8 protein-coding genes are annotated in these 11481 nt (G+C 61.1%); 1 reads left to right on the forward strand and 7 read right to left on the reverse strand.

Annotated elements, in window-relative coordinates:
• Positions 1-13: 13 nt before the first annotated feature.
• From H3221_RS06675 to H3221_RS06700, 6 genes are all read right to left on the reverse strand, one after another.
• Positions 14-2161, reverse strand: a complete 2148-nt coding sequence (locus H3221_RS06675) for a putative bifunctional diguanylate cyclase/phosphodiesterase (protein ID WP_196473636.1) — start codon at positions 2159-2161, stop codon at positions 14-16.
• Between the two features lie 45 nt (positions 2162-2206).
• A complete protein-coding gene (locus tag H3221_RS06680; RefSeq protein WP_196473571.1) occupies positions 2207-5923 on the reverse strand; it encodes a response regulator in 3717 nt (1238 codons plus the stop codon).
• A 246-nt stretch (positions 5924-6169) separates the two neighbouring features.
• Positions 6170-6826: an OmpA family protein gene (locus tag H3221_RS06685; protein WP_196473570.1), complete on the reverse strand. Its 657-nt coding sequence runs from the start codon at positions 6824-6826 to the stop codon at positions 6170-6172.
• Between the two features lie 142 nt (positions 6827-6968).
• The gene (locus H3221_RS06690) at positions 6969-7637 is read right to left on the reverse strand and encodes an OmpA family protein (RefSeq protein ID WP_196473569.1); all 669 of its coding nucleotides are present in this window, start codon (positions 7635-7637) and stop codon (positions 6969-6971) included.
• Positions 7638-7701: 64 nt separating this feature from the next.
• Entirely contained in the window at positions 7702-8349 is a 648-nt protein-coding gene (locus H3221_RS06695; protein ID WP_196473568.1) for an MBL fold metallo-hydrolase, read from the reverse strand.
• Positions 8349-9371, reverse strand: coding sequence for an AraC family transcriptional regulator (locus H3221_RS06700; RefSeq protein ID WP_196473567.1), 1023 nt, complete (start codon positions 9369-9371; stop codon positions 8349-8351). Before H3221_RS06700 ends, H3221_RS06695 begins: the two co-directional genes overlap by 1 nt.
• Before the next feature lie 213 nt (positions 9372-9584).
• Here H3221_RS06700 and H3221_RS06705 point away from each other — a divergent pair, with 213 nt between their 5' ends.
• Positions 9585-10427 (forward strand): metal-dependent hydrolase, encoded by an 843-nt coding sequence (locus H3221_RS06705; RefSeq protein ID WP_196473566.1) that lies wholly within the window; start codon positions 9585-9587, stop codon positions 10425-10427.
• 94 nt (positions 10428-10521) lie between these two features.
• On the opposite strand, the gene H3221_RS06710 is transcribed toward H3221_RS06705, so the two are convergent.
• A complete protein-coding gene (locus H3221_RS06710) occupies positions 10522-11463 on the reverse strand; it encodes an alpha/beta fold hydrolase (protein WP_196473565.1) in 942 nt (313 codons plus the stop codon).
• Between the last annotated feature and the right edge of the window lie 18 nt (positions 11464-11481).

Below are 11481 nucleotides of genomic sequence, written 5' to 3' on the forward strand. Positions count from 1 at the left end.
CGTCCTCGGCGCTTCATTCACCGCGTGGTAGGGGCAGCTTGCTCCAGTCCAGTTGTGCCGGCACCTGCATGGCAGTGCTGGCCGACACCCCCGGCGCCACCAGAAATCCTTGCATGATGCTGCAATGGTGTTGCGTCAACCACTCGCGCTGCGCCTGGGTTTCGACGCCCTCGGCGATGACTTCCAGCCCCAGATGACGCCCCAGATCGATGATGGTGCTGACCACCGCGGCGTCGCGCGGTGAGTCGAGCATGTTGGAGATGAACAGGCGGTCGATCTTCAGCGTGTCCAGTTCGAAATGCCGTAGATACGCCAGTGACGAGTAACCGGTGCCAAAGTCATCGATGGCGATCTTCACCCCCAGCTCACGCAGATGACGCAGCTGCGCCTGAGTCAGCTCCAGGTCCTGCATCAGCGCACTCTCGGTAACTTCCACTTCCAGTTGGCTGGGCTTGAGACCATGGAGATCGAGTACGCGCTGCAGATCCGCCACCAGTTGCGGCATACCGAACTGTACCGGGCTGACATTGAGACTGAGCACCATGTCTTCGCCAAACTGTTGTTTGAAGTCCGCCAACTGCCTGGCGCCCTCACGGAAGATCCATTCGCCGAGACGATTGATCAGGCGGGTTTCTTCGAGTAACGGTATGAACACGTTCGGCGCAACGGTACCCGCGACACGATGCTGCCAGCGCAGTAAGGCCTCGAAGCCGCGCAAGCGCCCGTTATCGAGATGGAACTGGGGCTGATAGACCAGCACGAAGTCATCGTTCTCGATGGCGTGGCGCAGGCTCTCTTCGAGCATCAGTCGTGAACGCGCGCGCCCGTTCATTTCTGGAGAGAAGAAACGGTACTGCTGGCGACCGGCGCGCTTGGCTTCGTACATTGCCATGTCGGCGGAGCGCAGCAAGCCCTCGACACTCTGCCCACACTCGGGAAAGCAGGCGATGCCGACACTGGCGCCGAGGGTGATATCCATACCATCGAGGGTGTGCCGCACCGAGACCAGTTCGATCAGCTTCTCCGCGACCTTGGCTGCATCCTCGGGATGGCCGAGGTTGTCCAGCAGCGCGGTGAATTCGTCACCACCGATGCGCGCCAGGCTGTCGTAGGGGCGCAGGCAGGCCTTGAGCTGCTCACCGACACGACGCAGCAGCTGATCGCCGACATCATGGCCCAGCGAGTCATTGATGCGTTTGAAACCGTCCAGATCCAGGTACAGCACCGCGACCCGCTGACCGCTGCGTTCGATACGCGCCAGAGCCGACTCCAGTGCCTGATGAAAGCCACGACGATTGAGCAGACCGGTCAGCGCGTCAGTAACAGCCTGCGACTCCAGCTGCGCGTGCAGATTGCGCACCACCGACATGTCCAGGGCGATCACCACCATGGCGCGCTGCTGCCGCGGTAGCGGCGAGCAGGACAACGCCACGGGCAGGCAACCGCCCTTGAACGTGCGCATCATCGCTTCGTGCACGCGGTAGGTCGCCTCGCGCTTGAAGTGCAGGTAGAACTCGGAGTGCTGCCAGCCGTCTTCACTGGCGGGATTCTTGAGAAACGACAGCAGATCGACGCCCTCGAGATCGCCTACCTCGCCATCGAGCATTTTGGCCATGGCTGGGTTGGCGAACTGGATGCGACCATCCTCGCCGACCACCAGAATACCCTCGGCGGCATTGGCCAGCACCGAAGCGTTGAAAGCTCTCGCTCTTTCCAGTTGCTGGGAAAGCGCCTGCAATTCGCAGCGATTGTGCTCATGCTCCAGCAGGCTCTGGATCTTGTGGCGCAGCACGGCTGGATCGAACGGTTTGAGCACGAAGTCCACGGCGCCAGTGCTGTAGCCTCGCAACACGGCATCGTGAGTCTGAGAGATGGCGGAAACGAAGATGATCGGCGTCAGCCTCGTACGCGGATTGCCGCGCATCAACCGAGCGACTTCGAAGCCATCCATGCCTGGCATCTGCACGTCGAGCAGCACCAGCCCGACATCCTCTTCAAGCAGACAGCGCAGCGCCTCCTCACCGGATCTGGCACAACGCAGACGCCACTCGCCATCTTCGAGCAGCGCCTGCATGGCCTCGAGGTTTTCCATACGGTCATCCACCACCAGCAGAACCTGCCTGGCGGGTACGGCGGCGTTCTTGCTCTGCGCCTGGGCCATCATCACTCCCCTATCCATCTGCCCTTGCACTAGTCACTCCTGCCATCAGGGTAGTCCATCGCCAGACGAAAGCATGACCGGCATCGCCAACCAGCGCTCCAGCAGTGCCAGCAGCTCATCACGATTGATCGGCTTGGCCATGTAGTCGTCCGCACCGGCAGTGATGCATTTTTCCCGGTCGCCCTTCATGGCGTGAGCGGTGAGCGCGATGATGGGGATCACACAGCCATGCTCCTGCTTGAGCAGACGCGTGGCGGTGTAGCCATCCATCTTGGGCATGGCCATGTCCATCAGAATCAGGTCGAAGGGATCGCGCTGGTAACTGGCGATGGCCTCCAGACCATCCTTGGCGGAGCTCACATGCAGCCCTACTTCATCCAGCAGCGCGGTCAGCGCATAGACGTTACGCACGTCGTCATCCACCAGCAGGATGCGCTTTCCCTGTAACGGGTTGAGCCGCGCATGAGCCGGTTGCGGCGCCCGCACGTCACCGAGAAAGCCCTGAACCGCCTGACACAGCGCGTCGCTGTCGTCGCCATGCTTGCGCACCACGACGGCGCTGTAGCGCCGCAGCCGCTGCAGGGTATGCTGAGTAACGTCCACACCGGTGTTGATCACCACGCGCGTACCTTGCAACGGGCGCAACTTGTTGAGGCTGTCGAGCAAGGCAAAACCATCTTGATCCGGCAGATCGAGATCGATCACCAGTGCGCAGAACTGGCCCTGCGCATAGGCCGCGCGTGCCTGCTCACCATCGGCGCAGGCGATGACCTGAAAACCCAGTTCCGTCAGTTGCTCGCGGTAGTGCTCGCGCTCTACCTCGACATCCTCCACCAACAGCAATGCCTGCTCCTGTTGCGCGCCATGCTGCAGTTCGATGAACACCTGCTCCAGCTCATCGCGACCGATGGGCTTGACCAGATAGCGCGTGCCATCGTCGTTCCAACCCACCGGCTGCGGGACGCAGGAAATGATGTGCACTGGCGTATATCGATGGCCCGGCTGGGCGCGCAGACGCCGGAACAGCTGCCAGCCACTGAGATCAGGCAGCAGGATGTCGAGAATCACCGCATTGAACGACTCTTCTTGCAGCAGCCCCAGTGCCTGCAGCCCGGTGCGGCAGTGCACGCTGGAGAAGCCATGAGCATGAGCCTCCTCGGCGATCACCGCAGCGAAATTGGCATCGTCCTCAATGATCAAAAGCGGCGGGCCTTCACCTGCACGCTGCGGCCCCTCGAGCGGCGCTTCGACATTGAGTGAGCCCGCCTGCACCGGCAATCTGACGGTGAATGTAGACCCCTGCCCCGGCGCACTCTGCAGGCTGATATCGCCATCCAGGGCCAGCACCAGCTGACGAGTGATGGCCAGCCCCAGGCCGGTACCGCCGAAACGCCGGCTGGTAGAACCGTCGATCTGTTGAAAAGCCTGGAAGACCTGTCCATGCTGAGCCGGATCAATGCCAATGCCGGTATCACGCACGCTGAAGCAGAGCAGCTCGCGCTCATCCTCCTGGCGCCCCTGACTGCTGACGCTAAGCGCCACCTCACCCTGATCGGTGAACTTCAACGCGTTGGACAGCAAATTGCGCAGGATCTGATGCAGGCGCACGCGATCGGTATGGATAACCCGCGGCACGCCGGCCTCCAGTTGGGTGAGCAGGCGCAAGCCCTTGAGTTCGGCCATCGGCCGCAAGCTGGCATCGAGTTCCACCAACACGTCCTGCATGTTGATCGGCTCCAGCTTGAGCTGCATGCGTCCCGACTCGACCTTGGCCAGGTCGAGTACGTCGTTGATCAGTTGCAGCAGATCACTGCCGGCGCGGTGCACGATATCGGCGTGCTTGGTCTGCTTCTCGGTAAGATTGCCCGCCAGATTCTGGCGCAGTTGATCGCTGAGAATCAGGATGCTATTGAGCGGCGTGCGCAGCTCATGGGACATGTTGGCGAGGAACTCGGATTTGTAGCGGTTGGCCAACAACAGTTGCTCGGCCTGCTCACGCAGTTTCTGCTCGGCAGCCTTACGCTCGCTGATATCGATGATCACCGCCTGCACCAGGTTTTCATCGCCGCTGCGGATGGGGGACAGGCCGACCTCCAGAGGAATCATGCGGCCTTCACGGTGTTGCCCGAACAACTCGCGATTGCCGCCCATGCGGCGCTGTTCGGGCATGGCCTGATAACCGCGACGCAGCGCCACATGGCTGCCGCGCTGCGCCGCCGGCAGGAGCATTTCCACCGGTTCACCGAGCAACATCTGCCGTTCGTATCCGAACAGCAACTCGGTCTGTCGATTGACCATGGCGATGCGCCCTAGCGCATCGACCAGCACGATGGCATTGGGCGACGCCTCGACCACCAGACGAAAACGCTCCTCGGCCCCCTTGCGTGCACGCAGGTCCACCAGATTGATCAGGTAGCTGCTGCCCTCGTGCAACGGGTTGAGACTGATGCTGACCGGAATCGACTCTCCGCGTAACGTGCGGACCATGCGTTCGTCACTCTCGGCCAACTGCGCCTGCAGGTCTTTCGGCGACTCGATATTGGGCAGCACGCGCAACACGGTCTCACCCGGCAAGGCCTTGAGCGGGCAGTCGAACAGCTCGGCAGCGCTGCGATTAGCCATTTCGATGCGCCCCCCTTCATCACAGAGCAGGGTCGCCACCGGCAGCCGTTCGACCAATAGACGAAAACGCTCTTCGCGCTCGCTCAGGGCCACGGCTGCCCGCTCACTGATCTGCAACTTGCGCTCACGCTGATAGAGAAAACCGCCGACTAGAATCGACAGCAGCAGCGTCGCAGCCAGCCCCGCCCATAGACCTAACATGCTGGTGCGATTGATAAGGCCGCGCTCGTATTCAGGGGTGCCGATCACCTCAAGCGCCCAAGTGCGGCCATACAGGGATAACACCTGCTGACTGCGAAATCTTGGCTGCCAACCGTTGACCTTGGTTTCACCACTGATCATCTGCAAATCGGTCGCGTGCAGGTCTTTCAGGATGATGTCGAAAAGACGGCCCTGAGCGCCAAGAATCCCGTCGATCAGGTCATGGCTGCGAAACGCCCCATGCACCAGGCCCAGCAATGCAGATCGCCGCTGCTCTGCGGTATTGACGGGTAACCCTGGGCGAAACACCGGCAGGTAGAGCAGTACGCCAGACTGCACGTCTACATCGACCTCCTGGCGCAATATCAGCGGCGCGCTGAGGCTGGCTTCGCCGGTCTCCACACTACGCTCGACAGCGGTTCGCCGCACTGCTTCGCTGAGCATGTCGAAGCCAAGCACGCGTCTATTGCGCCAATCAACGGGGCTGACGTAATCGATGGGTAGATAATGCTCACGCTCACCGGAAGGGAAGATCTGATAGTCGAGGCGGCCGTCAGCAGCCACCTCGGCGGCGAAGTCAGCCAGTTGCTCCGGCAGCAGATAACGTGACCAGGCCACGGCCTGAATACCGGGATAGCGATCCTGAACCTGCAACTGATCCAGAGCACGTTCCCACTCGACGAGCGAGACCTGATCACTGCCTATCATAAGACCGGATACGCCGCGCAAGACCATCTCGTATGTGCGCATACGCGCCAGCACCCGCTGGCTTACGTCCTGAGCATCCAACTGAAAGCGGCGGTAACTGTCCTCGTCCTCACGCTCCTGCAAAGTATTCCACTGCCAGAAAATCAGGCCACCCAGACCCAGCAGCAAACCAAGCGCAACCAGCAGCGGCGTCCATGGCCTTGGCGGCCGCTCGACAGCTCTGTCGTCCATTCGCTCTCCTTCGGTCATCCAGAACCAACGCGTACGGTGCAACCGCACGCGGACATCACAGAACCACAGCAAGCAGTCTAGTCAGGATTTGAATGAGTGGCCTTTTGCCAGAAGAGACTCGACAGGCGGTCACGGACATTGACGCAAACGCCTTCTGGCGCCTCGGCTACATACGTCCGCAGCCATGAATTTCAGCGACATAAAAAAGCCTCCCAGAGGGAGGCTTTGATTTAACGCGACGAGGCCTTAAAGCGGACGCAGGTTGATCTCGACACGACGGTTCTGCGCACGACCAGCATCGGTAGCGTTGCTGGCAATCGGCTGGCTCGGGCCAGCACCGTATGCAGAAATGCGCTGACCCGGCACGCCATTGGCGGTCAGGTAGTTGGCCACGCTCTGAGCGCGACGCTGCGACAGGCTCTGATTAAGCGCCTGCGAGCCGGTGCTGTCGGTGTGACCGACGATGTTCACGCCGTTCTTGTTGAACTCCTTGAACACCAGTACCAGCGAATTGAGGGTCGGGTAGAAACTGCTGGAGATATCCGCCGAGTTACTGGCGAAGGTGATGTTGCCCGGCATGATCAGCTTCAGATCATCGCCGTTGCGTTGCACCTGCACGCCAGTGCCCTGCAGGGTCTGCCGCAGCTTGGCCTCCTGGGTATCGACGTAATAGCCGTAACCGCCACCGGCGGCACCACCAACAGCCGCACCGATCAGAGCGCCTTTGGCGCGATCCTTCTTGCTCGAAGTCGCAGCACCGATCACCGCACCAGTCGCTGCGCCGATACCGCCATAGATGCCGGCTTTGCCGGCCTGGCTTTCGCCGGTGTAAGGGTTGGTGGTACAGCCGGCCAGCAAGGCCATGAGCGCAGTGGCTGCGATCAGATTACGCCTGGTCTTCATAAATTTTCCTTAGGATTTCTTCTGGTATCGGGCAGACATGCCGCAGACTTCGAGCCGCCAAGGCGCGGTGAAGTTCCGCCCAAGCTTATCAACCTGCGGATATCAGAACTGCGACGCAAAGCAGATCAGCCCGATACGTACCTTACTCCACGCCTGGCAGCGGTCGCAGTGTCACTTCGACACGGCGATTTTGCGCACGCCCTTCGACGGTAGCGTTACTGGCCACCGGCTGATCCGGCCCCATACCACGGGTACTCATGCGGCTGGGGTCGACCCCTTGCGCCAGCAGATAATCGGCCACGCTTTGCGCACGACGCTGCGACAGCCCCATGTTGTGGCTATGCGAGCCGGTGCTGTCGGTATGCCCGACCACCTCGATACTGTTCTGGTTGTACTGACGGAAGGAATTGGCCAGGTTGTTCAGCGGCTGATAGAAGCTGCTGGCGATCTGCGCCGAGTCGGTGGCAAAGGTGATATTGCCCGGCATGATCAATTGAATCACATCGCCCTGGCGCTGCACCTCGACGCCTGTGCCCTGCATGCTGCGACGGAGTTCTTCTTCCTGCTTGTCGGCATAATAGCCGTAACCCGCCGCTGCGGCACCGGCCACCGCAGCACCGATCAAGGCGCCCTTGCCGCGATTGTCATGGTTGATCAGCGCACCGGCAGCCGCACCGGCCAACGCACCGATACCACCGTAGGTGGCGGTACGGTTGGAGCTCGGCGCGCTCTGATCATAGGGGTTCTGCGAGGCGCAGCCGCTGATTAGCAGCGCGGACGAGCAAAGGGCAATCAAAGAAAGGCGGAACATGAAGGAATCTCCATGAACGGTGGATGATGGCTCTTTGAGTTCCAGCTCGGCCATTAGTGCCCTGTCACGCGCGAATAAAGGGGTTCTCACGCATTTCATCACCGAGGCGGGTATCCGGGCCATGGCCGGTGACCACGGTGGCGTCCTCATCGAGGCGGTACAGGCGCTGCTGGATCGAACGTTCGATAGTGGCGTAATCACCGCCCCACAGGTCGGTACGGCCGATACCGCGACGGAACAGCGTGTCACCAGCAATCAACAGCTTGGCATCCTCGAACCAGAAACTCATCGAACCCGGCGTGTGCCCAGGTGTATGCAGCGCCACACCGCAGCCGCAGGCCAACTCCTCGTCATCGGCCAGCCAGCGATCCGGCGCCGGCACGGGCGTGTAAGGCACGCCGAACATGCTGCACTGCATCTCCAGATTGTCCCAGAGGAACTGATCTTCCTTGTGCAGGTGCAGCGTGGCACCGGTCTTCTCCTTCATCTGCCCCGAGGCAAGAAAGTGATCGAGGTGCGCATGGGTGTGGATGATGCTCACCACCTTGAGACCATGAGCCTCCAGACGCGCCATGATCAGATCGGGATTACCACCCGGATCGACCACGATGGCCTTCTTCGTAATCGGGTCACCGATGATGGTGCAGTTGCACTGCAAAGGGCCGACGGGGAAGGTTTCGCGAATCAGGGCAGGACGTTCAGCAGAGCTCATCAGGGAACCTCGTTTCTGTAATCGCCGGGCAGTTTACCGGTCCATTTGCGGAATGCACGGCGGAAGTTGGACGGGTCGCTGAAACCCAGCAACTGAGCGATTTCATACAGCGGCAAATGCGTGGTGGTCAGGTACTGCAGGGCCAGGCGCTTGCGCACGTCGTCGAGCACCTGCTGATAGCTGGTGCCCAGCTGCGCCAAGTGCCGGCGCAGGCTGCGGCCGCTGGTATGCAGGGCACCAGCGGCGCTTTCCAGGTCGGGGAAGTCGCCTGGACGCGCCAGTAACAATCGGCGCACCCGAGTGAGCAGGCCATCCTGCACATCGAGGCTGACCAGCAGCGCTTCGCACTGCTGCTCGCACATCTGCACCGTGGCCGGGTTGGCCAGCGCCATGGGCCGTTGCAGGTAGTGGCGGGGCAAGCGCAGCCAGTGCCAGGGCTGTTCGAACTGCGCGGCCACACCGAATACCTCGGCATAGCGCTCAGCATAGTCCGGCGTGGGATACGCGAAACCAACGGCCAAGCCCCGCAACTCTTCCCCCACAAGAAAGCGCGCAATGGTATGGATGCTGGTCAACAGGCCCTCGGCGGCGAAGCGCGATTGTGGCCCCATGGGAAAGGACTCGAGCACACGCAACTGCATATCCTCTTCTTGTTCCACCAGTTCCAGCTCGAATGCCAGGCCGAGCACCCGGTAGTACTTCAGGGCGAACTGCAGCGCCTTGCCCAGGTTGGCACTGGACAGCACTGCGTAACCGAGGATGCCGTGGGTCGAGACGTTCAGGCGCTGGCCCAATACCAGGCCAAGCGCCGGTTCGCCGCAACGCTCCAAGGCGGTCTGCGTCAGCAGATGAAAGTCGAGAAAGGACAGTCGACCATTAGGACTGCCAAGCACTTCAGGGCGGACCCGTGCAGCAGCAAACAGCTCGGCACGCGCCAGGTCGAACTCTTCCGCCAGCGCCAGCAATGCCTCGGCGTAGGCCACGGGAACCAGTTCGGCGGTGAGGTTGAGGGTTTGTTTCATGAGTTCGTTGTTCTGGTGACTGGCCGCAAATGACCTTCTCGATTGCGAACCTTAGCTCAGCGAATCCCTGCTCGTTGCCCTGCTGTTGCCCCAACTTTCTACTGGAATAACGCACTGGCCGGATATGACTGTCACCTTGGCTGTTACGAACCTGTGCCCAGCGGCGCATGACGACCATAGTGGGAACCCGTCAAACAGCACGATGGAGTTCTCATGGCCAGCACTACACCGGAAGGATTGCAGATTCGTCCAAGACACATGGATTTCGATCTGCCCAACCCGCTGCCGCGCCACTGGAACGGCGGCGACGCCTTCAAGACCCATTTGTTCGATGCCATGTCGGTGTTGTTTCCCGACGGTGAGCGGTTCTTCATCGATTCGGTGCGCCAGTTCCGCGACCGCATCGACGACCCGGTACTCAATGAACAGATTCGCGGCTTTATCGGCCAGGAAGGCCACCACAGCCGTGAACATCTCGAGTACAGCCAGCGCCTGCGCGACCTGGGTTACGACGTAGAGCGCATCGAGAAACGCGCCCGGACGCGCATCCGCTACACCCAGAAGAAGTTCTCTCCACAACGCCAGCTGGCCGCAACCGCAGCGCTGGAGCACATCACCGCGATCATGGCCGATGGCTTGCTGAGAAATGACGCGTACATGGCCGACGCTCACCCGGTCTTGGCCCGCCTGTGGCGTTGGCATGCGCTCGAGGAGACCGAGCACAAGGCGGTGGCATTCGACGTTTACAACCAGGTATGCGGCAGCCGCAAGCTGCTGCGCCGGGCGATGCTCATGGGCACCTTCTTCTTCGTGCTCGATACCACCCGCGGCTTGGCGCACATGCTCAAAGTGGACGGCCTGTTGTGGAACTGGCGCGTATGGCGCAACGGCATCCGCTGGATGTGGGGCAAGGAAGGCGTGTTCCGCCCGCTGATCAGCACTTATCTGGACTTCTTCAAGGACGGCTTCCACCCCTGGAAACACAACAACCTGGATCTGTTGCACGCCACCCGCGAGGAGTTTGACGGTACCCCGCTTCAGGCCGGAGCCGCCTGAAACGCAGCCCCTGCCACGTAATACAAACAAGCCCGGAATCTGTCCGGGCTTGTTTCGTGGCCCCGATTTTCTCTGGACTATTTCCAGGGCCCACTCAACCCAGCAGAAATCTCATTGCATCGGCCGCGCTCTGCTCGGGAATTTCTTCCATGGGGATATGCCCGACACCCGGATAGACCCTGACCTGAACACCCGGCAGATCACGCTGCCAAAGCGGCACATGTTTGGGTGAGATCCAACGATCGCGATCACCCCACATGAGCAGAGTTGGCGCCTTGATCAGCGCAACCCGCTCTGGCGTCGTGTGCAGCTCCTCCTTGTTGACCTTCAGTAGCACGCGGAAGATCTCCATCATGCCGCGGCGGTTACCCGGGCGTCGCGACAGGTCGTAGTAGCGCTCGACCACGCCCGCTTTGATTCGCCCCGGCTCACCGTAGACCTCCTTGATGCCCAGGGAGATCAAGGCGCGTGGCATCCACATCGGCATCGCGACAGTCGCACCGGGCAGCGCGGCCGCAGCGATCATCCACGGTACCTTGTGCATGGGATAACCGGCCGGGTCGATCAGCACCAGCTTGCCGACACGCTGCGGCAGCACCAGGGCGAAGTTCCAGGCGATATAGCCACCAAGGGAGTTGCCGGCGATATCCGCCTTGCCCACCTGCAGGTAATCGAGCAGTTGGCCAAGCACGTGCATCATTCGCTCGACCGAATAGACACCGTCGCGCGCCGGACCGGTGAGGCCGAACCCCGGGACGTCGAAGCGGATGATGCGGTAATGCGGGGCGAAGGCCTGCACCCACCCGTCCCAGGTGTGCAGCGAAGCGACGACGCCGTGGATCAGTACCAACGCCGGTTTGTCACGACTACCTTCGTCACGGTAATGGACATCGAAGCCGTCGATTTCGACATAGCGAGAACCTTGAGTCGGGTTGCCATAACGCGATTTCAGGCGCTCCAGCGGCAGAGGCCCGAAGCCCAGACGGGCGAAGCCGGCAGCCAGCGGCATTTGCAGAGACAGTCTATTGGCGGACATGCGCGATACCTTGATTCT

This window comes from Pseudomonas chaetocerotis, from assembly GCF_015712105.2.
GTDB lineage: Bacteria > Pseudomonadota > Gammaproteobacteria > Pseudomonadales > Pseudomonadaceae > Aquipseudomonas > Aquipseudomonas chaetocerotis.